Below are 24561 nucleotides of genomic sequence, written 5' to 3'. Positions count from 1 at the left end.
CGATGACTCCGGCCGGGAGGGACGGCTCCCGGCCGGTGGCCGTGCACCCGAGCGGGGTGCACGGCGGTCGTCTCCGGGGTGCGCGTGAACGCGCGCGCCCCGGAACGGCCACCACCGTCCGCCGCACATCCGCACATCCGGTCCCGCACGACCACCCGCACCACCTCCCTGACACCCACGGCGGCCCTTCGGCCAAGCCGTGTAACCGACCGGAGGGACGCCGCCGTGGCCGACCACCCCGTTGACGAGAAACTCCCCGCGCTCAAGATGGCGACGACCGGCCTGCAGCACGTGGCCGCCATGTACGCCGGAGTCGTCGCCCCGCCCCTGATCGTCGGCGCGGCCATCGGCCTCTCCGCCCGCGACCTGACCTTCCTCACCGGAGCCTGCCTGTTCACCGCGGGCCTCGCCACCTTCCTGCAGACCCTCGGCATCTGGAAGATCGGCGCCCGGCTCCCGTTCGTCAACGGAGTCACCTTCGCCGGTGTCGCCCCGATGACCGCCATCGTCGCCTCCACCCAGGACAAGTCCGACGCCCTGCCGGTCATCTTCGGCGCGGTCGTCGTCGCCGGACTCCTCGGCTTCCTCGCCGCCCCCGTCTTCTGCAAGGCCATCCGCTTCTTCCCGCCCGTGGTGACCGGCACGGTCATCACCCTCATCGGCATCTCCCTGCTGCCCGTCGCCTTCGGCTGGGCACAGGGCCCCGACCCGGCGGCCCACGACTACGGTTCGGCGACCAACCTGGGCCTCGCCGCCGTCACCCTGCTGATCGTGCTGCTGCTGCGCCGCTTCACCACGGGCTTCGTCAAGCAGATCGCCGTGCTGCTCGGCCTCGTGATCGGCACGCTGATCGCCATCCCGCTCGGCGCCACGGACTTCGCCCCCGTCGCGGACGCGGCCGTCATCGGCTTCCCCACCCCGTTCCACTTCGGCGCCCCGCAGTTCCAGCTCGCCGCGATCATCTCGATGTGCGTGGTGATGGTGGTGTCGATGACCGAGTCGACCGCCGACATGCTGGCCCTCGGCGAGATCGTCGAGCGCCCGGCCGACGAGAGGACCATCGCGGCCGGCCTGCGCGCCGACACCCTCGGCTCGGCGATCAGCCCCCTCTTCAACGGCTTCATGTGCAGCGCCTTCGCCCAGAACATCGGCCTGGTCGCCATGACGAGGATCCGCAGCCGCTACGTCGTCGCCGCGGGCGGCGGGTTCCTGGTGCTGATGGGCCTGTGCCCGATGGCGGCCTCGCTGATCGCCGTCGTACCGCGCCCGGTGCTCGGCGGGGCGGGCGTCGTGCTGTTCGGCTCGGTCGCGGCCAGCGGCATCCAGACCCTGGTCCGGGCCGCCCTGGACAAGGACAACAACGTCCTGATCGTGGCGGTCTCCCTGGCCGTCGGCATCATCCCCATCACGGCCCCGGAGTTCTACCACGCCTTCCCGGAGACGGCCCGCATCGTCCTGGACTCCGGCATCTCGACGGGCTGTGTGGCGGCCGTACTGCTCAACCTCGTCTTCAACCACCTGGGCAAGGGCACCCGCGACGCCCACGACGTGACCCACCCGATGGAGGCGGGCGAGGAGCTGACGGGCGCACCGAAGGCGCCGGCCGCGTCCTGAGGCCGCCGGACTCCGCTTAGGCTTCTGCCTTGGTCAACTCGCGGTTGACCGGGGGATCAGGGGACGAGGGGGAGACGGGCCGATGAACCACGCGACCGAGGTGTTCCAGCCGTTGCGGGCGGACGATCCGCCCGTGGTCGCCGGCTACCGCCTCGTGGCCCGGCTCGGCGCGGGCGGCATGGGCCGCGTCTACCTCTCCCACACCCAGGGCGGCCGGCCCGTGGCGATCAAGGTGGTTCGGCCGGAACTGGCCGACGATCCGGGGTTCCGGCGGCGTTTCCGCCGGGAGGTGGAGGCGGCCCGCCGGGTCCGGGGCGCCTACACCGCCGAGCTGATCGACGCCGACGCCGACGGCACACCGCCCTGGGCGGCCACGCTGTACGTGCCCGGCCCGTCCCTCACCGACGCCGTCGCCCGGCGCGGACCTCTGCCCGTCCCCGCGGTGCTGTGGCTGGTGGCGGGAGTGGCCGAGGCGCTCCAGGCCGTCCACGCCGCCGGCCTCGTGCACCGGGACCTCAAGCCGTCCAATGTGCTGCTCGCCGCCGACGGGCCGCGCGTGATCGACTTCGGCATCTCGCTGGCCGCCGACTTCACCTCGTACACCGCCACCGGCGCCGCCGTCGGCACACCCCATTTCATGGCCCCCGAGCAGGCGTTCGCGGGGGAGGTCACGGCGGCGACCGATGTCTTCGCACTGGGCCAGACGGCCGCGTTCGCCGCCCTGGGCCGCCCGCTGTACGGGGAGGGCTCCGCGGTCGGCGTGCTGTACCGGATCGTGCACGACCGGCCCGACCTGTCCCTGCTGCCCGAGCAGCTCCGACCGTTGTTCGCCCGCTTGCTGGCCGCCGACCCCAAGGACAGGGCGGACCTGACGGAGATCGTCGACTGGTGCCGGCAGCGACTGGGCGCGGACGCCGCCGCGGGCGCGGGCCCGGCCGTGTGGCGGGACGTCACGGGACCGGAGCCGACGGTCCCGTCCCCGCTCGCCACTCCCACGAGTCTGTCCACACCCACGAGTCTGTCCACACCCACGCGCGTCGGGCCCGCGCCCCTGGTCGTCACCCAGCCCCAGCCGCTGCCGGGCGGGCCGGGGGAGCGGCGGGCGCGACGCCGGCGCACCGCGCTGATCACGGCCGCGGCCATGACGGCGGGGGTGGTGGCCCTGGGCGGCCTTCTGTGGACCGTCCAGGACGCGGGAAACCGGTTCCGCGACTGGGTGGCCGGCGCACCGGCGACGCCGGACCCGGACGGATCCGGACGGTCGGCGGACGCGTCCACGCCGTCGCCTACGGCCTCCGGGGCAGTCGCGGATGCCGAGGGCCGGACACCGCGGGCCACGCCGCCCTCCCCGACAGCCTCCGGGACGCCGCGCCCCATAGGCAGGGTTCTCCAGAGGCTGGACGCGAAGAGTTCGCTGAGCTTCGAGGAGCCGTTCCAGCGTGACGACCGTGAGGGCGACGTCCGCTTCGACTGCGAGGACGCCGGATGTGCGCTGGAGAGCGACACCAGTGTCTTCATGCAGATGTTCACCGACGAGGGCGTCTCCCTCGACGAGTGCCGGCTCATGCTGGCGCATGCCGACCGGCGCCGCTGGCCGCTGGCCTCGGTGCCGGTGGGAGGTCAGATCTGCGTCAAGCACAAGTCCGGGGACATCGCCCTGCTCACGGTCCAGACGAAGTCGACCGCGCTGCCGGAACTCGCCGCCCTCACGGTGGACCTGACGATCTGGCGGCGTGCGGCGACATGACCGGCCGCACGCTCACACGGTGAGCTTCACCGCCTCCAGCCAGACGTCGTTGTCCAGGGTGCCGCCGAAGGTGAAGTCGGGGCGGGGCTTGCTGCACGCCCGTCCGCCCCAGTCGTGGCCGCGCAGGCGGACGGTGTTGCAGATCTCGCCGGTGCCGACGTTCATGGCGAACCCCAGCATGTTCGGCGCGTTCCGCTTCGCGCTGCCGATGGTGAAGTTCCGGCCGTCGCCGGTGACGGCCGTCCAGCTGGGCTGCCACTGGCCACGGCCGTCGACCGGCTTCGCCGTGTGCCGGAAGGCGTTGGCGGCGGATCCGCCGACGCCGTGCACCGCGATGTTGAGGGCCTTGATCGGCCGGTTCCGGCCCGCCGTGCCGGCCATCGTGCCGTCGCACACCGGCTTCTGCCAGCCCTGCCCGGAGACGTACGCGCGGTAGCAGATGTGCCGTCCGGAGGGGTCGCTCGCGGCGAGCCGCTTCACGGCACTGGCCGCGGTGTCCTGCGGGGGCCCGGCGGTGACCGTGGTGGTGGCGGCCGGGGGCCTGGCGGTGACGGTGACGGTGACCTTGCCCGCACCTTTCGCCCCGGAAGTGTCCTTCGGCTGCGGCTTCTCGCCGCTCCCCTCCTTGTCCTTGTTCTTGTCCTTGTCCTTGTTCTTGTTCTTGCCCTTGTCGTTGTCCTCGGCCGAGGGGGAGGCGGACGGGGGCGGGATCGGCAGCGACGACGGTGACAGGGCCGGTGAGGCCGAGGCCGACGGCGAGCGGCCCGCGCGCGCGGCGGTCTCCTCCCGGTTTCCGCCGTCGCCGGAACCGCCGCTGCCCAGAATCACCAGCGGCACGACGACCAGCGCGGCCACACCGAGCGCCACGGGCCCGACCACCAGGGGCCTGCCGAGCAGGCCGGGCCCGTCGAACTCGTCGTCCGACTGGCGGGAACCGGGCCGGCGCGCCGGCCCGGGCCGCGGTGCCCGGAGGGCGGCCGGGCTCCCGTCGGGCTGTGGTTCGGGGCGGGCGGCCTGGGGCTCTTCGGGCTCGGGCAGCGTGTAGGCCGCCTCGTCGAAGTCGACGTCTGAATTGTCCCGGTCCTCCCCGGCGGGAGCGCCGTCGGCTTCCGTGCCGCCGCCCGTGCCGGCGGGGGCGGCGGCCTCGTGGACGAGGGGCGGTACGGGATCCGCCGCCTCCTCTTGCTGCCGCAGGGCGCTGGAGCCGTCCGGGAAGACCTCGACGTGCGCCACGTACCCGGCGGCGGGGTCGGAGATCGCCGCCGTGACGGCGGTTCCCCGGTCCCGCGCGTGTCCCTGCAGGAGATCGAGGATCGCGGCGTCGACCGTCGTCCCCTCCGCGACCGGCACCGGTGCGCCGTCGACGGCGGCCGATCCGTCGCCGGAGATGACCACCGTGAAGTGCGGGGACGGTTCGGACGGCCTCGGCTGCGCGGCGTGTCCGCCCTCGGTGACCGGCTCGTCCGCGTCCTCTTGGCCCGGGCTCATCGGCGTTCCTCTCTGCTGTGCCCGGCCGGTCGCGCGGCCGGGGCGGTTGTCGGCGGTGCCCGCGTACGCAACGGACACCGGCCGTCCACGGTTCAACTCGCCGGTGAAAAGGGGGAAAGGCGCACGTCAGCGGTGACAGGTGACGGAACGGCATGTTCCGGTGACGTGCGCGTGCCGGAGCGGATGCGCACTAGAGTCCGAACGTGGACTACGTGAATACCTTCCGTTTCGCTGTGCTGGGGCCGGTCCGGGCGTGGCGCGGGGAGCGGGAAATAGACCTCGGCTCACCGCAGCAGAGGGTGGTGCTGGCGGCGCTCCTGTTACGACGCGGGCGCCCCCTGCCGCTCGGCGAACTCATCGACGCCGTCTGGGGACAGGAGCCGCCCGCTGCCGCCGTGTCCGTACTGCGGACCTACGTGTCGCGCCTGCGCAAGGTGCTGGAGCCCGACCGCGGCCCGGACGGGCAGCCCCGGGTGCTCGTCTCCGTGGGTGACGGTTACCTGCTGCGCGTTCCGGACGACGGCCTGGACCTCGCCGTGTTCCAGGCCCGGGTCGCGCAGGCGAAGAAGGCACGCGCCGCGGGCGACGTGTCCGGTGCCGCGGACCTCCTGCACGCCGCGCTCGACGGCTGGCGGGGCCCCGCCCTGACCGGACTCCCCGGCCCGCTTCCCGAGACGGCGCGCGCCTGGCTGGACGAGGAATGGCTGACCGCCCTGGAAGCCCGGCTGGACGCAGACATCGAACTCGGACGCCATCACGAGGTGATCGCCGAGCTGTCCCCGCTCACCGCCGGGCACCCCCTGCGTGAGGAGCTGTGCCGCCTGCTCATGCTCGCCCTGTACCGGTCGGGACGGCAGGCCGAAGCACTGGCCGCGTACCGCGGGACACGCGCTGCCCTGGTGGCGGAACTGGGCGTCGAACCGGGACTGTCGCTGCGGGACCTGCACGACCGCATCCTGGCCGCCGACCCGGCCCTGATGCCGCACCCGGCGCTGAGTCCGGCTCCGGCGGTGCCCGGGCAGGCCCGGCCGTCCGTACGGGGAACTCCCCCCGGCGCCGCACCGGACGACGCGACGACGAACGACGGCGCGACGGCGGGAGGGACGGCGCAGGAGGACGCAGCCGGCTCCGGCCCCGCCGACCCGCACGGCTCCGCGTTCCAGCCGGCCCGCCCCGCGCAACTGCCCGCCGACCTGCCGACGTTCGCCGGACGCGGCGCCGAACTCGGCCTGATCGGTGATCTGTTGCCCCGCGACGGCAGCCCCCCGTCGACCGTGGTGATCAGCGCGATCGGCGGCATGGGCGGGATCGGCAAGTCGACCCTGGCCGTGCACTGGGCGCACCGCGTCGCCGACCGGTTCCCCGGTGGCCAGCTCTACGTCAACCTGCGCGGCTTCGACCCGACCGGCTCCGCGCTGACACCGGACGAAGCGGTGCGCGGCTTCCTCGACGCGCTCGGCGTACCGCCGATGCGCATACCCGCCGGCCTCGACGCCCAGGTCGCGCTGTATCGCAGTCTGCTGGCGCGCCGCAGGGTGCTGATCCTGCTCGACAACGTCCGCGACGCCGAACAGGTGCGTCCGCTGCTGCCCGGCTCCCCGGGCTGCCTGGTCATCGTCACCAGCCGCAACCGGCTCACGGGCCTGGTCGCCGGCGAGGGGGCGCACCCCCTGACGCTGGACCAGCTCTCCCCGGCCGAGGCGCACGACCTGCTGGCCCGGCGCCTCGGCACCGACCGGCTGGCCGCGGAGCCACAGGCCGCGGACGAGATCATCCGGCGGTGCGGCCGTCTGCCGCTGGCCCTCGCCATCGTCGCCGCGCACGCCTGCGCCCACCCCGGATTCCCGCTCCGCGCCATCGCCGACGAGGTGAACGACACGCACGGCAGCCTGGACGCCTTCGCCGGCGGCGACGACATCACCACCGACGTACGGGCCGTCTTCTCCTGGTCCTACCAGGCGGTGTCCGCTCCCGCCGCGCGTCTGTTCCGGCTTCTGGGGCTGCACTCGGGGCCGGACATCTCCGCGCCAGCGGCGGCCGCTCTCGCCGGACTGGCCCCGCGCGAGGCGCGGGGGCCGCTCGCCGAACTGACCCGCGCGCATCTGCTCACCGAGCACCGGCCGGGCCGCTACACCCTGCACGACCTGCTCCGCGTCTACGCCGCCGAACGCGTGCGCGTGGAGGAGACCCCGCAGGAGCGGGATCTGGCCCTCCAGCGGCTGCTGACCTGGTACCTGCACACCGCCGACGCGGCCTACCCGCACATCACCCCCAGCCGCCGCCGCATCCCGCTGGAGCGGCGGCCCGAGTACTGCCGCCCGCTGGAGTTCACCACGCACGAACGGGCACTGGACTGGTGCGAGACCGAGCGGCCCAACCTGATCGTCGCCGTGCACCAGGCCGCCCGGGCCGGGCACACCGGCACCGCGTGGCGACTGCCCGCCGTCCTGTGGGGGTTCTTCTACCTCCGCAGCCACGTGCACGACTGGCTGGACACCGCAAGGACGGGTCTGAGCGCCGCCCGCGATGCCGGGGACCGGGAGGGGGAGGCCCAGAGCCTGTCCGACACGGCCGCCGCGCTGCGCAACGCCGGCCGGTACGACGAGGCCGTGCAGCACCTGCACCAGGCGCTGGCGCTGAGCCGGGAGCTGGGGGACAGGGTGGCCCGGGCCTCGGTGATCGCCAACCTGGGCGACGCCTACCTGCACGCGGGCCGGCTCCACGAAGCCGTCGAGTACGCCCGCCGCGGGCTGGCCCTCGACCGCATCGCGGGCAACGCCTGGGGCGAGGGCATCGCCCTCAGCAACCTGGGCGACGCCTACCAGCGGATGGGGCGTTACGACGAGGCCCTCGACTGTCTGCAGCGGGCGCTGGTCGTGCTGCGGGCAAGCGGCAACCGCTGGGTCGAGGGCGTCACCCTCGACATCCTCGGCACGATCCACCACCGGCTCGGCCGTCACGGCGATTCCGTCGGCCACTACCGCCGGGCGCTCGCGACCCACCGGGACATCGGCAACCGGTGGGGCGAGGGCCACACGCTGGGCCATCTCGGGGACGTCCATCTCGACGGCGGAGAGCCCGAGGCGGCCCGGGCCAGTTGGCGGCACGCCCTCGCGATCTTCGCGGAGTTCGGCCACCCGGACGCCGAGCAGGTCCGGGAGCGGCTCGACGCCCTGCCGGACGGCCCGGCGGACACGCGCGCCCGGGAGGCCGCGCCGAGACGGACCGCCTGACATGGCTCTCCTTCGTGGGTGATGCCTGCCGGCCGTACGTCGGCAGGCATCCGCACAACGCGTGCGGGGGCGGGGTTGGTTCAACGCCCGCGAGCCGCCCTCGCCGCCGGGCGGTGCCTCAGCGCGCCTCGCGGTAGATCCGCCCGCTCGCGCCCGGCACCGCCCCGTCGTACAGACCCGTCGGGCTGGTCTCCTTCGACAGCGCGAACCAGGCGTACCGCTCGACGAAGTCCAGCTTCTCCAGCATCGCGGTGGAGGACCGGACGAAGTCGGTCTGCTCCTGCTCGCCCGGGTAGCGCGGGGTGCTCCCGGAGAAGTCCGTCAGCGCGTACTCCGTGAGCCAGACCGGCTTCTTGTAGCGGTCGTGGACCGCCTGCAGATATGCGCGCAACTGGTCGGCCGCGCCCGGCCCGAAGTCGGCTCCGTACCAGTGCAGGGGGATGAAGTCGACCCGCAGGCCCCGCTGTTCGGCCCCGGTCATGAACCGGTCCAGCCAGCCGCCCGGCACATCCGCGCCGGAGGCGACCGCGGGTGCGCCCAGCCGCAGGCCGGTGGACTCCAGCCGGGGCCACAGGTCGAGGGCCTGCTCGGGTGACATGTCGGCCTGGCCCGGATGGTCCGGCTCGTTGAACCCCAGGAGCGCCTTCCCGGCGCGGGCGGCCCGCTCCAGTTCGGCGTCGGTGACCGAGCCCGGGCCCCAGATCATCGGGACGAACTCGGCGCCGGTGCCGCCGGTGACGCCGTCGGGCGAGGAGGCCCAGTTGTAGAACCAGGACGAACGGGAGTCGGCCAGGGCCTCGGAGGCGCCCGCGACGGAGTTCAGGCCGACACCCTTGCGGGGGGCCGGCGGGGTGCCGCCGCCGCTGCCGGGCCGCCCGGTGACGGCGGGGACCGCGGGGCCGGGTGCTCCGGCGCCCTCGCCGGTGCCGTGGAAGGTGACGGTCAGGCCCGTGCACTCCCGGCACTGGTACACGACCTGGTTGCCCTGTTCGGTGTCGTGCTTGGACCAGCTGTACGCCGTCGGGCACCGAGCGGCGAGCGCGTCACTGTACGGCGTCTTCGCATCCCGGTTCGGGTTCACGCACACCAGGGGCCGGCCGGTGGCCTCGTCCCGGACCAGGTCGTCCGCCGGGCAGGCGGCCAGCAGGTCCGTGGCACACCCCGCCGGCGCGCACTCGCCCGACCGGGGCGGCGTCACGCCGTCCGGCGCGATGGTGATCGGCGATGCGACGGCGTTGACGTAGCTGACGTTGTACCAGGGTGCCGCGCCGTCCTTCGGGTCGAAGTTGAACTCGGCAAGACCGGTCGGCTGTTCACCGGTCGAGCAGCGGTCGGCGTGGGGGCCGCAGTCGCCGACGGCGCAGTGGAACGTGCTTCCCTCTTCGCCGGTGCAGCCCTCGCGGGCGAAGAACTTGCCGCGCCAGTGCCCGGCGCCGGAGCGCTCGGGGATCGTGAGGGTGGCCGATCGGCCCGGGTCCAGGGTGGGCAGCCCGGTGAGCGGGGCCGAACCGTCGGCGTTGACCGTGCTGCCGATCCAGATGCGGTGGTCCGTCGTGTTGCGGAAGGTGACCGTGTGCTCGGGGGAGCCGGTACCGGCGGCGGGCGTCCCCGCGATGCTCACACCGTCCGGGCGCTGGTGCTGGATCAGCAGCGCGGTGCCGGTGACACCGGCCACGACCAGGAGCAGCGCGAGCAGGAACGCGGCGCGTCGGCGCAGAATCGGTCTACGCATGGACCTCGCCTCCCGCGGGGGCGACGTATGTCATGTCCGTCCTCTCTTCTGAGGCTGTAGGGGTGGGCCTGCGGGGAGCGACGGGCGCTCCCCGGACCGGAAGCGACAACGGGCGGGTCCGGGGCGGTGGTTCAGTCGGCCGGGCCGCGACGGCACGGCGGCCGCCTCCCGGGGGAGGCGGCCGCCTGCACGGGGCCGGCGCGCACCGGGCCGGCGGTGCGCGTGCCTAACGGCCGTGACCGGCCGGCTTCTTGCCCTGTGCCTTCTTGGACACCTGTGTCTCCGTGGGCTGCCTGCTGCTGCGTCCGGTGGAGGTGCCGGCAGCCGGACCGAAGTTCCCGGCCGGGGCGTTGTTCGCCGGAGTGTTGACGGCCGGGGTGTTGCCGGCCGGCGCCGACAGGGACGAGCTGGAGGAAGGCGGCGCGGGGACGGGGGTGAACCCGGGCGGGTACTGCCCCGGCTGGTTGCCGAGCATCGGGTTGTGGTGCATCCCGTACATCTCGTAGCCGGGGTCCTCCGCCGTCCGTCCCGGGTCGGTGTGGGCGTGGTGCATGACGTCGGTCATCGTGGCCCCTCCGGCCACCCACGAACCCGCTCCGCCGACCATCTTGGTCGTCGAGGACTCCTGGTCGGCAACGGCGGCGTAGGTGTTCAGCGCCGTGGAAACGAGCCTGCCGACGCTGGCGCTCACCTGGACCGGGTCCACGTGGCCGCCCGCCCTCGACTGCTGATGCTGGCCGTAGAGTTCGTAGCCGGCCACACCGGCCTGCGCCGCGATGCCGACGCCGTTCACGATCGTGGCGGCCCGGCCGGACGTGAACGCCGAGGCGCCCTGGATGACCGTCGGGGCGACGTCGACCAGTGCCTTGACGACGCGGGACTTGTTCTCCGCGACCCACGCGGCGGCGCTCTTGCTCCACCGCGCGACCTGCCGGCCCTTCGGCTGGGCCGTGTTGACCGCGTAATACTGCCGGGCGGTCTGGTCGTACACGCCGGTGCCGGCGCCGGCGAACAGCGGGGGCGCGTCGTCCGGGACCGCCGCGCTGGAGACCCGGGCCCGCGCCTGCCGTCCGTCGTCGGAGATCCTGACGGACGAGTAGGAACTGGCGTTGGAATTGGCGCTGTCGTCCGAGTGTTCGGATCCTGCCATGTCACCCTTCCTTCCGGGAGGTGAGCGCTCCCTGGGGGAGCCTGTGACGGCGCCGGGACCGGCACCGCCGACCGGATGGCTGCACCGATCGCGAACACAACGCGGCAGCGGGGGTGGACGGTTCATCCCCTTCGCCCCGCACGCGCCGCACCGGACCCGGGGGTTTTACCCGGGCGGCCCGTCACGACCACGGGGACGGCGGTGGGGGAGGCGGCGGCGGTCCGAAGGGATCCATCGTCTCGACGGTGGGTGCCGCCTTCGGCCGGTGCATGCCGGGCTTGCAGCCCGCGAACGGTCCCTGCGGGTCGCGCAGCGTGTCCATGACCGACGACAGGTGGTCGCGGTGCCAGACAGCCGGTCCGCTCATGTCGGAGCCGGGCCCGGTGAGATCGCCCCAGGCGAGCCACAGGCCGTGCAACCGGGCCACGGCCTCGGGGTGTTCCCACCAGACGGGGCACCAGGGGGACTGGGAGCTGACCTCCCTGCCGTAGACCGGCAGCAGCACATGGTGCGTCCACAGGGTCAGTTGGCGCAGCGTCTGTGCGTACGCCGGTCCGTCCAGGTAGAGGATGAAGCGCGGCGGAGCGGGCTTCTCCTCGCCGGGCGCGGGGGAGGACGTGTCGGCCTGGCCCCCGGCAACCGTGGGGGAGGTCTGAACGGTGGACATGGCAATCTCCTGCTGAGGGGTGGACTCGGAGGGACCTCGGGTGGTCAGGCGTCGGGCCGCACCACCCCGAGGATCTCCATCGACCCGGCCGGCGCCACGGTCACGTGCCGCCCCGGGCGGGGAGCGTGGATCATCCGGCCGCCTCCGATGTAGAGGGACACGTGGCTCGCGTCGGCGTTGTAGATGATCAGGTCACCGGGACGCATCCTCGTCACCGGGACGCGGGGCAGCCGCCGCCACTGCTCCTGCGAGGTGCGCGGGATCGGAACGCCCGCCTTCAGCCACGCCTGCGAGGTGAGGCCGGAGCAGTCGTAGGAGCCGGGGCCCTCGGCGCCCCAGACGTACGGCTTGCCGAGTTCGCGCCGGGCGAAGGCGACGGCCTCGCGGCCCGCGGTGCCGCCCTCGGTGCCGGCGTCGTCGAGGACACCCCTGCGCACCCAGTCCGCCTGCGCCTCGTCGGCGGTCCTGCGCTCCAGCGCGGCCAGTTCCCGGCGCTGTCTGCTCTCCAGCCGCGACTCCACCTTCCGGGCCTCGTCGATGCGCGACAGGATCGTCCTGCGGTGGGAGCCGAGGGAACCACGGTTCCTCCGCAGCCGCCTCAGCTCCTCGCCCGCGGCGGCGCTCCGGCTGCGCAGTTCCTCCTGCGCCGTGGTCAGGCTGCCGACCGTCCGCCGGGTGGCCAGCTGCGCCTGACGGGCCCGGGAGGCGTTGTCCAGCGCGCGTTCCGGATCGCGTGCGAGGGCGAACTGCACCTCGGCGGGGACACCGCCCCCGCGGTACTGGGAGCGGGCCGCCGACCCGGCCAGCGCGGTCAGACGGCTCAGTTTCCGCTCGGCCGCGACCACTTGGGCCCGGAGCGTACCGAGGCGCTTCCCCTGCCGGGTGATCCTGCCGTCCAGCGCGTTGTACTTCTCCGTGGCGACCTCGGCCCGGTGATAGAGGCGGTCGAGTTCGGCGCGCACCTCGGGGAGGGTCTGCGGTTCGGCGCCGGCGGGCGGGTGGAGCGTCGCCGTCAGGGCCAGGGCCAGCGTGACGACGGCCGCCGTCCGGCGGCCGTGCGCGCCCGGGTTCTGTGTCATGCGGTTCGTGGCTCCTTCGTGGGTCACGGGGGGCATCCGCACAACGGACCCGCGCGCCGGGGAGGTTCAAGGACGGTGTGAACCGCGGGGCCTCCGTGTGCCGTTGTGCCCGCAGGGTGTCGGCGAAGGGATTGATGTGAACGCGCAGACGGTGCTGCTCGCGTTGTGCACGGGGCTCGGCTTCGGCTTCCTGCCGGCCGCGGTCCGGGCGCCGGCGACGGCCGCCGCCCTGTGGGCGCGCGGCCGGCGCGTGACGGGGCGGGTGACGGCACGCGCGGCGGCCGACCGGCGGCGCGGCGGCCTGGTCGTGTTCCCCGACCACCTGGGCCGTGGCCTCGTCCTTGATCCCGGGCCACTCGGACCGTTCTGCGGAATGCCGCCGGTCGGCGGCAGCGTGGCGGTCGTGTACGCGCGCAAGCGTCCCACCCGGGCCGGGCTGTGGACCTCCCGGCATCCGCCGGCGCCGTCGTTCGGGTCGTTCTTGCCCGCCACCGTGGCGTTCGGCGCCGGGCTCGTGACGGCGGGATGAGCCCGCCCCGCCCCCGACGGCTCGACGAGCTCGACGTGCTGCGCGGGTTCGCCCTGTCCGGCATCCTGGTGGTCAACGCCCTGCTGATGGCGGGCCCGTACACGGTCTTCGGCGGCGGGCCCGGGTCCTCGGGGGCGGACCGCATCGCCGCGTGGGCGGTGACCGCGCTGATCACGGCCAAGTTCTACGTCCTGTTCTCCTTCCTCTTCGGCTACAGCTTCGCCCTGCAGGCCCGGTCCGCGCGCCGGGCCGGCGCCGCCTTCGCGCCCCGCCATCTGCGGCGTACGGCGGGGCTGTTCGTCCTGGGCGCGGCACACGCGGTCCTGCTGTACCCGGGGGACGTCCTGACGACGTACGCCGTTCTCGCGCTGGTGCTGTACGGGCTGAGCGGGCTCGGGGTGCGGACCCTGCTGCGGGTGGCGGCCGCCCTGCTGCTGCTCCTGTCGGCGCTGCTGCTCGGGTACGGGCTGCTGACCGTCGCCCTCACCGAACCGGTCACCGCCACCTCGTACCCGCCCGGGGACGCCGCCTACCGGGGCGACGCCGCCTCGGTTCCGGGCACGCATCTGCGTGACCTGCCGGCCGCGCTCGGCACCAATCTGCTGTACGCGCCTGCCATGCTGGCCGCGTTCCTGGGCGGGCTGGCCGCGGCGAAGTCCCGGCTGGCCGAGCGACGCGGGCAGGACCGCGCGTGGCTGCGCAGGACCGCATCGCGCGTACTGCCCCTCGGCCTCGGCGGTGCCGTGGTCGCCGCCTGCTGCGCGAGCGGGCCGCTGGACGGCCGTTGGTTCCTCGTCGGGCAGGCGGCCACCGTCCTGACCGCCCCTGCGCTCACCACGTCGTACGCCTGCGGTCTGCTCCTGCTGCTCATGAGCCGGGCCGGGGCCCGCCTGCCCGCGGCAGCCGGTGTGCTCGCCGCCGCCGGACGCATGGCGCTCAGCCACTACCTCACCCAGTCACTCGTCCTCGCCTGCGTCTTCTCCGGATACGGACTGGGCCTGTACGACCGGGTCGGCACGGTCACGGTCCTGGCCGGCTGTGTCCTGCTCTACGCCGCCCAACTCGCGCTCGGTGCACGGCTGTCGGCGCGGATCCGGCACGGGCCGGCCGAGTGGGTGCTGCGCGCCGTGACGCTGGGCCGGCGCCCCGAAGGCCCGCCGCGGACGGTCAGGAATCCCGCTTGGACAGCGGTACCCCCCGCGTCCCGGCCGGACTCGCGAGACAGCCCGGAGCCGGGGGGAGACGGCGTGCGGCCCGCTCCGTGATGGCCGCCGTCTCCGCCTTCGCCGCCGCCGAGATCTGCGCCGCGCCGGGCTCCTTGTACCAGGGGCGCAGCCGGATCAGCGCGGGCTTGACGCCGGTGGCGAGCAGCAGGGCCGTGCCCTTGGGCAGGGCACGGATGCGGTCCGGCGGCAGAACGGCCTCCTGGCGGTAGGAGTACGACCGGGAGGTGCCCTCCTTGCCGCGGGAGACGGTGGGGGTGCGCACGTCGTGCTGGCCGACGAGCGTGGAGATCTTCTGCACGAAGTCGGCGTCGTCCAGACCGGCGCCGAGGAGTTTGACCGTCGCCGCGCTCCACAGCGCGTCCATGCCGACCTCGCCCCAGACCCGGGCGCCCTGGCGGTAACTCTGCAGCAACGTGACGACGTTGATGCCCCGGGAGCCGAAGTGCGAGTACAGGTCGGGCAGATCGGAGATGCGGCAGACGTTGGCGGCCTCGTCGAGGACCGCGGTCAGCGGCGGATCCAGCCGGCCGCCCATGCGCTCGGCGGCGACCACCCCGGCCCGCATCGTCGCGTCGGCCAGGCCGGCGATGACGCCGGCCGCGGAGCCGCCGCCGTCCTTGGAGAGCAGGTAGAGCGTGTCGTGGCCGAGGACATGGAGGTCGGGGCGGAACTCCGGCAGCCGCGGGTCGGGCGAGACCCACGCCAGGATCTCCGGGTCGAGCAGACAGGACACCGTCTGGCGGGCGGTCTCGTAGATGCCGTCCCGGGTCTCGACCGCACCGCGGACCGTGCCCTGCAACTGCTCGGCCATCGCTACGAGACCGGCGTCGCGCAGCAGGTCGACCGGGGAGCGGTCGGCGGGGTCGGCCAGCCAGCCGAGCAGTTCGGGCAGGGGGGTCCCGCTGCGGGCCGCCGCCAGGAAGAGAGCCGTCAGGGTGTTCTGGGCGGCCGAGATCCAGAAGTCCTTCTTCGCCGTGTCGTCGTTGACGGACGCCACGAAGTGACCGGCCATGCGGCGGGCGCCCTCGATGGTGTGGCACTCGCCGAGCAGGTCCCACCACAGGGCCCGCGGGGTGTGGGCGATGCCCTGCGGGTCGAACGTCCAGACCGTGCCCGCCTTCTCGCGTTCGGCGCGGGTGACGGCGTACACGTCCGACTTGTTGGACGTGAGCAGGACCGCGCCCTGGGCACGCAGCACCCGGGGGACCGCGATGCCGGTGGACTTGCCGGCCCGAGGCGCCATCAGGTCGAGCTCCACGTCCTCGTGACTGCTGCGCAACTCCGGCCCCGTAGGCATGAGGTCGCCCAGGAGGTTGCCGGTCTCGTCCGGGTGGAGCCGGTCACGGCCCTCCAGGGTGGGGCGCAGTTCCCGGGCGCGGGCCGCGATGCCCTTGGGGCACATCGCGGCGAGTTCACGCCGCCCGGCCAGGCCCTTGGCGCGGCCGGCCCGGCCGAGCAGGAGACGCAGCAGCAGGGCGACGGGCAGGGCGGCGAGCGCCGGCAGAGCGAGCATGCCGCCGTAGAGTGCCGCGGCCGGTGTCCCGGGCCACAGACCGCCTGGCCCGCCGGTGACCAGCCGCGTCACGGTGGACAGGGCGAACGGCGGGCCGTGCCAGCCGTTGCCGGTCAGCCCCGACCCGAGGGTCCCGCCGGACCACACGACGGCGAACATGACCAGACCGGTTCCGGCCAGCGCCACGATCGCCCACGGCAGCTGCTCGTGCGCGCTGCCGGTGCCCGGAGTCCTCACGCGGTCCACCTCCCCGCGCCGCCCCCGGTTGCCGGGCCCTCGGGCGTGCCGGGCAGCGCGTACGCCCCTTCCCGGGCGGCCCGGGCCACCTGTGCGGCGGTGCGGGCGAGTTCCTGCTCGACGGCCCCCTCGACGGTCTTCTCGTGCGGCGTCCACCGGGTGTTGGTGTCGTGCAGCCTGCGTTCGGCGTCGGTGATCGCGACCTTGATCGGGATACCGGGGCGCCCGCCGACCTTGATGAGGAAGCGGCCCCGGCCGGGCGGCTCCTCGTGCTCCCCCGAGACCCCCCAGCCGGGCGGGGAGGACCACGACGACACGAGCTCGATCTCGCGCCGGGACAGCCCCACCACCTTGCCGAGATCCTCCATCTCCGCCTTCGGCAGCCCCGCGCACACCACCATGCCCGCCCGCTCCACGAAGCCGCGGGCCTTGGCCCGGTCGGCGTCGGTGCCGAGCGCCTCGGCGTCCTTGAGCGTGTGGGTGATCTTGGCGTCCCCCAGTCCGAGGGAGCGGTTCAGGCGCGTCAGCGCGTCGATGCGGTCGACGATGCCGGAGGCGGCGCGCAGCGGGCGCCACAACTCGTCGAGCACCGTGAAGAACCAGCGCCGCGGTTCGAGACCGGCGTCCGCGAGCGCGTGCGAGGCGGCCACCGTGCCCAGCCCGTCCGACCAGGCGGCGAGCATCGCGGCGGCGGTCAGCTGGGTGTCGGCCTCACCGATGCCGGAGATGTCGATGCACACCGCCGGGGCGGCCGGGTCGATGCGCGTGGAGGTCTCGGAGGCGAACGTGTCGCCCAGCGGACCGTCGAGGATGCCCAGCAGGGAGCGGTGCAGCGGGTCGACGGCGTCCCGGTAGCGGGCGTCGTCCCCCCGGTCGAGGGTGACCGCGCGGACCCGGTCGGGGCCCTCGGCGAGCACCCTCAGGACGTCCGGCAGCAGCACCGTACGGCCCTGCGGGGTACGTTCACGCAGATGGTGCAGGACCGCGGAGAGCACCGACTGCTCGTGGTCGTCCATCGGCCGGCCGCGCACGATGGTGATCAGCGCGGCCACCATGTTCAGCACCCGGCCGTGCGTCTCGGCCTTCAGCACCTCGCCCGCCTCGCCGCCGATCCGCGCCGCCGCCGCGCCCATGGCACCCGGGTCGAGGACGTTGATGCCGCCCCGGCCGCGGCCGATGGAGATCACCTGGCCGCCCAGGGCGCGGACCGTGTCGGCGTAGTCGGGCTTGAGGTCACCGAGGACCAGCGGGACGACTCCGGTCGCGGAGAGACCGATCAGCATGCGGTTGACGAGCGTGGACTTGCCCAGGCCCGGCATGCCGAGCATGAACAGCGAAGGGTTGGAGATGTAGCGGGCCCGGGTGAACCAGTTCAACGGGTCGCCGCAGACCGTGGCCCCGGTGAACAGGTGCTGCCCCAGCGGTACGCCCGTCATGGGCGAGCCGGAACCCGCGGCGAACGGCCACATCCCGCACGCCTGCACGGTCGTGGCCCGCCACATGGTCGGCGGGTCCAGATAACCGACCCGCCCGCCCCCGGGCCCGTACCAGCCGCGCGGCGGCACGAAGAGCTCGCGCGCCCGGGAACCCCCGCTCGCCTTCCGGCCCTTCGCGTCTTTCCGGTCCCTCCGGCCCGTGCGGCGCCCGCTCCGCCCGCCGCCGTCCTCACCCGGCCCCTCGTCCCGCCCGGGCCCGGCCCTCCGGGCGGCACCCGCTCCGGCACGGAGCGCGCCCAGTTCCTCACGCGCCCGCAACTCGGCCAGTCGATCGGCCTGTTCGGCCCGCTTCTCCTCGCGCCGGCTCACAGCGCCTCCTGCAGTTCGTGGGGGATCAGGGTCTGCTCCCACGGGAGGATCCCGGCGGGCAGCGTGCAGCTGAACGCCGCCGCCTGCATCCGGTCCGCGGGCCGCATCAGCACCCGGGAGGCGGCCGTCAGATTGCGCACGGTGACGCTCGCGTCGGCGAGCTGCTCCAGGGTGTCGACGGTGACCGTCAGCATGAGCGAGAACTCCACGAGCCCCGCGCCCGACGCCTCCTCGGCCGCGGTCTGCTCCGCCGCCCGCATCTCCGAGGCCGCGCGGGCCTGCACCATGCCCCGGCCCGACGTCGCCATGAACTGGGCGCTGCGCCGGTCCGCCTCGACGATCCGGGCCGAGGTGGCCGGGTCGATCGGCCGGTACACGAGAGCGACCCGCTTGCGCCGGGTGCCGGGCGCCGCCTCCAGCATGCCCCGGAGCACCGAGGACCGGACCGTGCCGCGCGGCGCCAGCGTCATCAGCCAGGTCCGGGACACCCCCGAGTCGTGCTGGTAGCTGCCTACGGTCTCCACGGCGGCCGCGGGCCCGGCGTCCTCCCACTCCAGGCCCGTCCCGCCGTGCCGGGCCCGGGCATCGAGGACGTCGGCGGCGACCGCCGGGTCGTAGGCCACCCGTACGACCTCGGCGATCCGTTCCGCCGACAGCGGGGCGGCTGCTCCGCCGCCCGCCGCCACCAGGCCGCTGAGCAGGCCGGGGATGCGGATGGCGAGGTCGGTGAGCACGTCCTCCTTCTTCCGCCGCCGGCCGGCGGGCACGCCGTAGGTGAGGCTGACGTAGGTGTGCATCTCGGAGGACGCGGTGGGATACCGTTCAACGACCTCCTCCATCACCGCCCGGGCCGCCGCCGGCGCGTTCTCCCGGATGCGGGGCAGCACCTCGTGGGCGAGCCGGGTACCGGGGTCGGGGGCGGTCTCCACGATCACCGACGCGCCGCGCAGGCCCGGCTCGTGGGACAGCCGGGCCAGCCACTCGCCCCACAACGCGACCCAGACGTCCACCTGGTCGGGGTCGACGAGCGCACCGCCGTCGGGGTCGCAGCCGAGGACGATCGTGTAGAGGTTGCGGCTCGGGTGGTGCAGCACGCCGAAGGGGCGGTCGTAGGCGTCCCGGCCCTCGGTCACCGTCACCTTGTTGAGCAGCCCCGGCGGACGGAACCGGCCGCCGGGCCGGGCGGAGAGCGGCCCGGAGACGTACAGGTGCGCACCCTTGGCCTTGCGCCGCCGCCAGCCGAGGCGCAGGGCCATCAGCTGGTAGACGTTGCGGCCGTCCTGGGTGCGGATGGCGAGCGGGACCAGCAGCACCGCGATGGGGGTGAACACCACCATCGCCGCGTACAGCGATATCAGTGACGCGAGCAGCGTGAGGACGAGCCCGCCGAAGACACCGAAGGTGCCGACGAGACCGAGCGGGCCGAGCCCGGGACGCCGGGGGCGGCGCCAGTTCCCGTAGGTCGGGTGGGTGACGGCTTCCGTGGACATGGGGTCCGTTTTCCCTTCGTGGAGTGCGCCTGCGTGGCGCGGTGAGGGGCCGGGGCACAGGCCGGAACGGCTGAGGAGGGCGGCAGCCGCCGGGCTCCGCGGGGGGATCGGGAGCCCGGCGGCCGTTCGAGGTGCGGCGGGACGGCGGGCGGGGACGCCGGACCGTCCGGGCCGCAGGGGTCAGGTGTTGTGCCCCTTGTCCGGGTCGGCGCCCTCCAGCGAGCCGGAGGCGGCACGGCCGGCGATCTGTGCCGCCGTCACCGCCGCCCCGACGGCGACACCGACCGGACCGCCCGCCGCCGCGGCGGCCCGGCCCGCGGCCGCCCCGCCCCCGCCGGCACCGCCGCCCGCCCCGGCACCCGAGACGCCCGGGCGACCCGCGCCGGGTGCGCCCGGCGCGCCGGAGGCTCCGGACGAGCCCTGCGAACCGCCCGAGCCGCCCGAACCGGACGCCCCCGACGCGCCGCGCGGACCGCTCTGCCCGCCACTGCCGCCGCTGCCGCCGCTGGTTCCGAGCGAACGGGCCCCGGACGCCAGCGACCCGCCGACCGTGGACATCGCCCCGGACATCGCGGACGCCCCGCCGAGCGCGGCGGTGGCCGGCACGACGAGCTTCAGCAGGGCGGGCAGCGCGACGGCGGACAGCAGCATCACGCCGATACCGGCAATGCGTTCGTTGATGTCGCTGCCGCCGTCCCGACCCGAACTGATCATGGCCGAACCCGCGTACAGCACCAGCCCGGCCGCCGGCTTGTACAACAGCCAGGCGATCATCCACCCGAGGTGCTTGCGCCACCAGCCGCCGCCCCAGTCCGTCATCGAGGCGGCGGCGGCCAGCGGAAGGGTGCCCAGCAGCAGGATCATGACGCCGAGGCGGATGTAGAGCAGGATCGTGTGGATGATCCCGGCGATCAGCAGCAGGAAGGCGAGCACCAGCAGCAGGAACGACTCGATGCCGTTGCCGTCGGAGCAGGCGCCCACGGCACTCAGCTGCTTCTCCGCACCCGCGTTGAACAGATAGGTGGAGTAGTCGTCCGAGAGGGCGGCGGCGGCCGTCACCACGGTGGTGGCGGCTCCCGAGACCAGGACGACCCGCAGGATGCCCTTCAGCGCGGTCGTGCCGGCGTTCCCGCGCCGCTCGATCGCCATCCGGGCCGACGCGAACAGCAGCGAGCCGACCGCCAGATACACCACGATCCACTGGGTCTGGCTGTTGATGTCCTGGGCGGTGGTGGTCCCCGAGAGGGTGGGGATGCCGGTGGTCAGCGCCCCGAACACCGCGATGGCGCCCGCGAGTACGGCGTTGGCCACGCCCTCGACGATGGTCCCGATGGGGTCGCCGAGGAAGCTGAAGAAGCCGACCGCGACGTCGACGATGGGATTACCGGTCGGGCACGCCACGTCAAACCCCCCAGAGCAGATGGCCGTTGGTCCCCGGGACCGCCTTCACCGGGGTGTGCAGGGCACCGTTGTCGGACGGCTGGACCTTCCAGTCGCCGCCGCTCCAGCGCAGGGCGACGGAGGTCGTGGCGTAGCCCTGACCGGTCTTGAGCAGCAGCTCCACCGTCGCCGCCGCGCCGGAGTAGGCGGGCACCGAGAAACCGGCGTAGGACGCGGCGGACGAACCGCCGGACCCGGCGTCAGGACGGGGGCCGGTGTCCCGCGCGCTGCCCGGGGCGTCGTCCCGGACGGTGGACCGCTTGAAGACGAACAGGTCCCGCCCCGGGCCGGACATGACCTGCTCCTGGGTGATCGTCCGCCAGTCGGGGCCGCTCATGTGCGAGGGAATGATGTGGGCGGCCAGTACGGCGCCGGTCGGCGTGTGCGCGAAGCACCACCACACGGGGCCCTGGGTCAGGGTCGGACCGGCCGACGCCGAGACGGGCACACGCGTGCCGCCGAGGGCGCGCCAGTCGACGTCGTCCGGCGGGGACGTGGGCATGACGTCGCCGTGGCGGTCGTCGGTACGGCACCCGTCGGGCCGGCCGTCCTTCATTTCCGGGCCGGACAGCGGCCCCTTCGACGGCGGGCTGCTCGCGCCGTCGTCCGCGGTGCCCCGGCCCGCCGTCAGGGCGACGATCCCGCTCAGCAGGACGACGACGCCGAGGAACGCCGCCGACACCTGCCAGCCGCGCTGCTTCCAGTACGGCTCCGACGGATCGGACCGGTACCGGCGTCGCTCCCGGTACTCCCTGCGCGTGAACATCTCGATCGTCCCGTCGTCCGTGCCTACTTGAAGACGAAGCCGACCAGCGGGCCGGCCGTGGCGACCAGGACACAGCCGCCGAGCACCATGCCGAGACGGCTCATGTGCTCGGAACTCTCGCCGCGCTTGAGGGAGATGGCCATCATCGTGCCGGTGATCAGCACTCCGGCCACGCCGGCGGCGGTGCCCGCCCAGGCGGCTATGCCGAGCACGGTGTTGACCTTGGTGGTGAGGGCGCCGGGTGCGTTGCTCTGCGGCTGGGGCACCCCGGCGGCGAGCAGGCTGGTCGTTTCGAGGAGCAGGGACATGGGATCTCCGGGTGTTCGGCGCCGCGCATGGGCGGCGGGCGCGGGGAAGCGGGTGAGTGGGTGGTGCGGAGGAGGTGTCCGGCCCTCAGTGGAGGGACAGATCACCGAGGAACGCGACGAGCGGACCGGCCGTCGTGGCGAGCAGGCAGGCCAGGGTGACGAAGAAGAAGCCCCGGAAGTACGTGCCGCCCTCGCCCGGTTCGCCGCGCCGCAGCTGGATCGCCATCTGCATGCCGACGATGAGCAGGCCGGCGACCCCCGCCGCCGAGGCGCACCAGGCGAGGACACCGAGGATCGCGCCCGCGTCGGGACTCGGGGTGTAGGCGGCGAGCGGCCCGCCGAAGGACAGGGCAAGGCTCGCGAGAGGGGAGGTCATGCGTCGGTTCCTTCACCGTCGGCGCCCACCAGGTCGGCGAGCACGCTGAGTTGCCGGGGCAGACGCGCCGGCCGGCCGCCCACGCGCCAGGCCGGGATCCACGGCACGCGCTGCACACGGGCGACCGAGCGGACGACCCGGATGCGGCGCAGCAGGCCGAGGGGGAGCCGCCCGGGGGCGTCGGCGACGAGGACGACACCCAGCAGGTCGATCCCCTGAGGTGCCTTGCCGTCCCGCAGCGCGCCCAACGCCTGTGACACGGCGCGCAGTCCGCGCGCGCTCGTCCGGCCGACCAGCAGGATCCGGCGCGGCTCGCCCCGGGCAGGCTCCGGCCAGCGCGCGCCCACGTCGACCCCGCCGAGCGCTTCGGCGAGCGAGGTGGCACCGGCCCCGCCGTGGGCCTTGACCCACCCGATCTCGTCCCGCGACCTCCCGCGCCCCGGGGCCCGCCGCACCGGCTCGCCCCAGGGGGCCTCGCCGCCGCCGCGGGACGGGGCGGAGGTCCGCGGGGCGGAGGCGGCCAAGCCCCCGCGGGCGGCCGGCCCCGGCCCCCTGCCGGGACCCGGGCGGGGCGCCCGAGCGGTGTCGGGAGCCGTCGTGGTGGCGCGGCCCGCCGAGGGCGCCGGGCCCTGCCCCGCACCCGGCGGAGCGCCCGTGCCGGGCATACCGCCACCGGAGGCCGCCGGCCGTCCCGGCTTCGGCCCCCGGACCCATGACTGCGGGTGCGACGGCGTCGCCTCAGGAGTGCTCATGTGCGGTCAGCCCTCCTTCTTCCGCTCGTGCTTCGGCTGTGCTGGATCATTCGATGTCCACGGGTTTGAACTGAATTGCTCCCGGGCCCGTTTCGATCTCCCGAGCCCGTCGACAGCACAACGGGCCGTCCAGCCGTCGCGGTTCAAGGCAAGAGGAAGAAGGCGGGCCCCATGAGCGCGGGCACGGGAGAAAGCGGAGAGGGCGGGACGTCCACCGCCGTCCGGAACACCATCGCCGCCGGCACCGGCTGCGGCTGTCTGCTGTCGCCGCTCGCGCTGCTCGGCACCCTGGTCGTGATCGTCATCATCGGCGGCTTCGGGGTCCTGCTGGCGCCGCTCATCGCGCTGATCCTGCTGTTCTCGGGCGGTGCGGACGGTTCCGCCGGCGCCGACGACGCGGACGAGGTGATCGCCGTCTTCAACGGCGACGGCGGCGGCGAGCTGGACCCCTCGACGGTGCCGGAGGACCTGGTGGAGCCGATCGAGGAGGCCGGTGACCTGTGCGGGGCGGTCGGCCCGGTCGTCATCGCCTCGCAGATCGAGCGGGAGTCCGGCTTCAACGCGGAACTGCTCGGCGAGAACGGCGAGGAGGGCATCTCCCAACTGCCGCCCGCGGTCTTCGAGAAGTACGGCGAGGACGACGACGGCAACGACGAGACCTCGCCGTTCGACGCCGAGGACTCGATCATGGCCCAGGGCCGTCATCTGTGCGACCTGGCCGGGCAGGCCCAGCGGATGATCGACGCGAACGAGGCCACCGGCAGCGTCCTGGACCTCGCGCTGGCCGGCTACCACGTGGGGATGGAGGCCGTGCGCGCGGCCGAGGGGGTGCCCCGGACCAACGAGGCGCAGGGTTACGTCCTCGCCGTCCGGGCCCAGTTCGCCAAGTACGCGGGTGTGGCCGCCCCGCCTCCCGGCGCCACTCCGGGAGTCACACCAGGCGTCACACCGGGCACGGCCCCGGGTGCCACGGCTTCCCCGTCCACGTCCGCCGCTTCCGGCGACTGAGCATCAGGAGGACTCGCAGTCATGAACCGTTTCGCGGTGCGCATCCCGGGTGAGGGACTCGCCGAGATCAACGGCGAGCTCCTGGTCGTCGAGGAGGGCGGGTCCGTGCACGAGGCCGTGCTGGACCGCCTGCAACGTCACGCGCAGAAGCGCGCCGCCCCGGTCGAGGCCACGGTGAACGACGGCCACTCAGGAGCCCACTTCGTGCTTCAGGTGGCGCCCGACGGCTCCAGCCGCCTCCTCGATACGACGGAGCGGACGAAGTCGACGGACCAAGCCCCCGAACCGCCACCGGCTCCCGCCCCCGCTCCCGTCGCTGCGGCTCCCGCCCCCGCTCCCGTCTCGGCCGTCGCCGCGGCGGTCGCCCGGGCCAGGGCCGCAGCGACGGCGCCCCCCGCACC

The 24561-nt window shown here is 74.1% G+C and carries 19 protein-coding genes and 1 pseudogene; 7 read left to right on the top strand and 13 right to left on the bottom strand.

Going from position 1 to position 24561, the window contains the following annotated elements; all coding sequences use genetic code 11:
* The first annotated feature begins 225 nt into the window (after positions 1 to 225).
* Together ADK65_RS00105 and ADK65_RS00100 are read left to right on the top strand one after the other, a co-directional pair.
* Positions 226 to 1614 carry a nucleobase:cation symporter-2 family protein gene (locus ADK65_RS00105; RefSeq protein WP_053667658.1) on the top strand — a complete coding sequence of 463 codons (1389 nt, stop codon included), beginning with the start codon at positions 226 to 228 and terminating at the stop codon, positions 1612 to 1614.
* Between the two features lie 82 nt (positions 1615 to 1696).
* Positions 1697 to 3361, top strand: coding sequence for a serine/threonine-protein kinase (locus tag ADK65_RS00100; RefSeq protein WP_053667657.1), 1665 nt, complete (start codon positions 1697 to 1699; stop codon positions 3359 to 3361).
* A 12-nt stretch (positions 3362 to 3373) separates the two neighbouring features.
* Here ADK65_RS00100 and ADK65_RS00095 read toward each other — a convergent pair whose 3' ends face one another.
* Positions 3374 to 4849: a hypothetical protein gene (locus tag ADK65_RS00095; protein WP_053667656.1), complete on the bottom strand. Its 1476-nt coding sequence runs from the start codon at positions 4847 to 4849 to the stop codon at positions 3374 to 3376.
* A 203-nt stretch (positions 4850 to 5052) separates the two neighbouring features.
* Between ADK65_RS00095 and ADK65_RS00090 the strand changes: the two genes are divergently transcribed.
* A complete protein-coding gene (locus ADK65_RS00090; protein ID WP_234352761.1) occupies positions 5053 to 8082 on the top strand; it encodes an AfsR/SARP family transcriptional regulator in 3030 nt (1009 codons plus the stop codon).
* A gap of 118 nt (positions 8083 to 8200) precedes the next feature.
* Here the strand turns inward: ADK65_RS00090 and ADK65_RS36655 are convergent, their stop codons facing one another.
* The 4 genes from ADK65_RS36655 to ADK65_RS00065 all read right to left on the bottom strand — a co-directional run bounded on the left by ADK65_RS36655 (position 8201) and on the right by ADK65_RS00065 (position 12710).
* Complete coding sequence (locus ADK65_RS36655) at positions 8201 to 9814, bottom strand: glycosyl hydrolase (RefSeq protein ID WP_078955736.1); 1614 nt, start codon at positions 9812 to 9814, stop codon at positions 8201 to 8203.
* 226 nt (positions 9815 to 10040) lie between these two features.
* On the bottom strand, positions 10041 to 10964 hold the full coding sequence (locus ADK65_RS00075) for a hypothetical protein (protein WP_053667655.1): 924 nt from the start codon (positions 10962 to 10964) through the stop codon (positions 10041 to 10043).
* 181 nt (positions 10965 to 11145) lie between these two features.
* Positions 11146 to 11631 carry a DUF4913 domain-containing protein gene (locus ADK65_RS00070; protein WP_078955735.1) on the bottom strand — a complete coding sequence of 162 codons (486 nt, stop codon included), beginning with the start codon at positions 11629 to 11631 and terminating at the stop codon, positions 11146 to 11148.
* 44 nt (positions 11632 to 11675) lie between these two features.
* On the bottom strand, positions 11676 to 12710 hold the full coding sequence (locus tag ADK65_RS00065; RefSeq protein ID WP_053667654.1) for a C40 family peptidase: 1035 nt from the start codon (positions 12708 to 12710) through the stop codon (positions 11676 to 11678).
* 136 nt (positions 12711 to 12846) lie between these two features.
* Between ADK65_RS00065 and ADK65_RS00060 the strand changes: the two genes are divergently transcribed.
* On the top strand, positions 12847 to 13239 hold the full coding sequence (locus tag ADK65_RS00060; protein WP_053667653.1) for a hypothetical protein: 393 nt from the start codon (positions 12847 to 12849) through the stop codon (positions 13237 to 13239).
* Positions 13236 to 14504: a DUF418 domain-containing protein gene (locus ADK65_RS00055; protein WP_078955734.1), complete on the top strand. Its 1269-nt coding sequence runs from the start codon at positions 13236 to 13238 to the stop codon at positions 14502 to 14504. Before ADK65_RS00060 ends, ADK65_RS00055 begins: the two co-directional genes overlap by 4 nt.
* Here the strand turns inward: ADK65_RS00055 and ADK65_RS00050 are convergent.
* From ADK65_RS00050 to ADK65_RS00015, 8 genes are all read right to left on the bottom strand, one after another.
* Positions 14407 to 16137 carry a type IV secretory system conjugative DNA transfer family protein gene (locus tag ADK65_RS00050; protein WP_078955762.1) on the bottom strand — a complete coding sequence of 577 codons (1731 nt, stop codon included), beginning with the start codon at positions 16135 to 16137 and terminating at the stop codon, positions 14407 to 14409. The two genes, ADK65_RS00055 and ADK65_RS00050, sit on opposite strands and share 98 nt — an antisense overlap.
* 74 nt (positions 16138 to 16211) lie before the next feature.
* Positions 16212 to 17717: an ATP/GTP-binding protein gene (locus ADK65_RS00045; RefSeq protein WP_420708941.1), complete on the bottom strand. Its 1506-nt coding sequence runs from the start codon at positions 17715 to 17717 to the stop codon at positions 16212 to 16214.
* 299 nt (positions 17718 to 18016) lie between these two features.
* On the bottom strand, positions 18017 to 19510 hold the full coding sequence (locus tag ADK65_RS00040) for an SCO6880 family protein (protein ID WP_053667648.1): 1494 nt from the start codon (positions 19508 to 19510) through the stop codon (positions 18017 to 18019).
* 180 nt (positions 19511 to 19690) lie between these two features.
* Positions 19691 to 20911: a hypothetical protein gene (locus ADK65_RS00035; RefSeq protein WP_053667647.1), complete on the bottom strand. Its 1221-nt coding sequence runs from the start codon at positions 20909 to 20911 to the stop codon at positions 19691 to 19693.
* A gap of 1 nt (position 20912) precedes the next feature.
* Positions 20913 to 21716 carry a hypothetical protein gene (locus ADK65_RS00030; RefSeq protein ID WP_053667645.1) on the bottom strand — a complete coding sequence of 268 codons (804 nt, stop codon included), beginning with the start codon at positions 21714 to 21716 and terminating at the stop codon, positions 20913 to 20915.
* A 23-nt stretch (positions 21717 to 21739) separates the two neighbouring features.
* Positions 21740 to 22024: a hypothetical protein gene (locus tag ADK65_RS00025; RefSeq protein WP_053667644.1), complete on the bottom strand. Its 285-nt coding sequence runs from the start codon at positions 22022 to 22024 to the stop codon at positions 21740 to 21742.
* An 85-nt stretch (positions 22025 to 22109) separates the two neighbouring features.
* Positions 22110 to 22400: a hypothetical protein gene (locus tag ADK65_RS00020; protein ID WP_053667642.1), complete on the bottom strand. Its 291-nt coding sequence runs from the start codon at positions 22398 to 22400 to the stop codon at positions 22110 to 22112.
* On the bottom strand, positions 22397 to 23152 hold the full coding sequence (locus ADK65_RS00015; RefSeq protein WP_234352760.1) for a DUF6668 family protein: 756 nt from the start codon (positions 23150 to 23152) through the stop codon (positions 22397 to 22399). The genes ADK65_RS00020 and ADK65_RS00015 overlap by 4 nt, the downstream gene beginning before the upstream one ends.
* Before the next feature lie 171 nt (positions 23153 to 23323).
* Here ADK65_RS00015 and ADK65_RS00010 point away from each other — a divergent pair, with 171 nt between their 5' ends.
* Both ADK65_RS00010 and ADK65_RS00005 read left to right on the top strand, forming a co-directional pair.
* Positions 23324 to 24160: a transglycosylase SLT domain-containing protein gene (locus ADK65_RS00010; protein ID WP_053667638.1), complete on the top strand. Its 837-nt coding sequence runs from the start codon at positions 23324 to 23326 to the stop codon at positions 24158 to 24160.
* 21 nt (positions 24161 to 24181) lie between these two features.
* Positions 24182 to 24561 (top strand): annotated as a pseudogene (locus tag ADK65_RS00005) (hypothetical protein); the annotation flags it as partial.

Source organism: Streptomyces sp. NRRL B-1140 (assembly GCF_001280065.1).
Taxonomy (GTDB): Bacteria; Actinomycetota; Actinomycetes; order Streptomycetales; family Streptomycetaceae; genus Streptomyces.
Note: the sequence above shows the minus strand (reverse complement) of the source record. Positions and strands in the feature narration are given on the sequence as shown.

What these genes read in the sequence shown, in the direction of transcription:
- ADK65_RS00100 (WP_053667657.1), top strand. Translation starts at nt 1,697, where the DNA reads ATGAACCACGCGACCGAGGTGTTCCAGCCGTTGCGGGCGGACGATCCG.
- ADK65_RS00095 (WP_053667656.1), bottom strand. Translation starts at nt 4,849, where the DNA reads ATGAGCCCGGGCCAAGAGGACGCGGACGAGCCGGTCACCGAGGGCGGA.
- ADK65_RS36655 (WP_078955736.1), bottom strand. Translation starts at nt 9,814, where the DNA reads ATGCGTAGACCGATTCTGCGCCGACGCGCCGCGTTCCTGCTCGCGCTG.
- ADK65_RS00075 (WP_053667655.1), bottom strand. Translation starts at nt 10,964, where the DNA reads ATGGCAGGATCCGAACACTCGGACGACAGCGCCAATTCCAACGCCAGT.
- ADK65_RS00070 (WP_078955735.1), bottom strand. Translation starts at nt 11,631, where the DNA reads ATGTCCACCGTTCAGACCTCCCCCACGGTTGCCGGGGGCCAGGCCGAC.
- ADK65_RS00065 (WP_053667654.1), bottom strand. Translation starts at nt 12,710, where the DNA reads ATGACACAGAACCCGGGCGCGCACGGCCGCCGGACGGCGGCCGTCGTC.
- ADK65_RS00055 (WP_078955734.1), top strand. Translation starts at nt 13,236, where the DNA reads ATGAGCCCGCCCCGCCCCCGACGGCTCGACGAGCTCGACGTGCTGCGC.
- ADK65_RS00050 (WP_078955762.1), bottom strand. Translation starts at nt 16,137, where the DNA reads ATGTTCGCCGTCGTGTGGTCCGGCGGGACCCTCGGGTCGGGGCTGACC.
- ADK65_RS00045 (WP_420708941.1), bottom strand. Translation starts at nt 17,717, where the DNA reads ATGTGGCGGGCCACGACCGTGCAGGCGTGCGGGATGTGGCCGTTCGCC.
- ADK65_RS00040 (WP_053667648.1), bottom strand. Translation starts at nt 19,510, where the DNA reads ATGTCCACGGAAGCCGTCACCCACCCGACCTACGGGAACTGGCGCCGC.
- ADK65_RS00030 (WP_053667645.1), bottom strand. Translation starts at nt 21,716, where the DNA reads ATGTTCACGCGCAGGGAGTACCGGGAGCGACGCCGGTACCGGTCCGAT.
- ADK65_RS00025 (WP_053667644.1), bottom strand. Translation starts at nt 22,024, where the DNA reads ATGTCCCTGCTCCTCGAAACGACCAGCCTGCTCGCCGCCGGGGTGCCC.
- ADK65_RS00020 (WP_053667642.1), bottom strand. Translation starts at nt 22,400, where the DNA reads ATGACCTCCCCTCTCGCGAGCCTTGCCCTGTCCTTCGGCGGGCCGCTC.
- ADK65_RS00015 (WP_234352760.1), bottom strand. Translation starts at nt 23,152, where the DNA reads ATGAGCACTCCTGAGGCGACGCCGTCGCACCCGCAGTCATGGGTCCGG.
- ADK65_RS00010 (WP_053667638.1), top strand. Translation starts at nt 23,324, where the DNA reads ATGAGCGCGGGCACGGGAGAAAGCGGAGAGGGCGGGACGTCCACCGCC.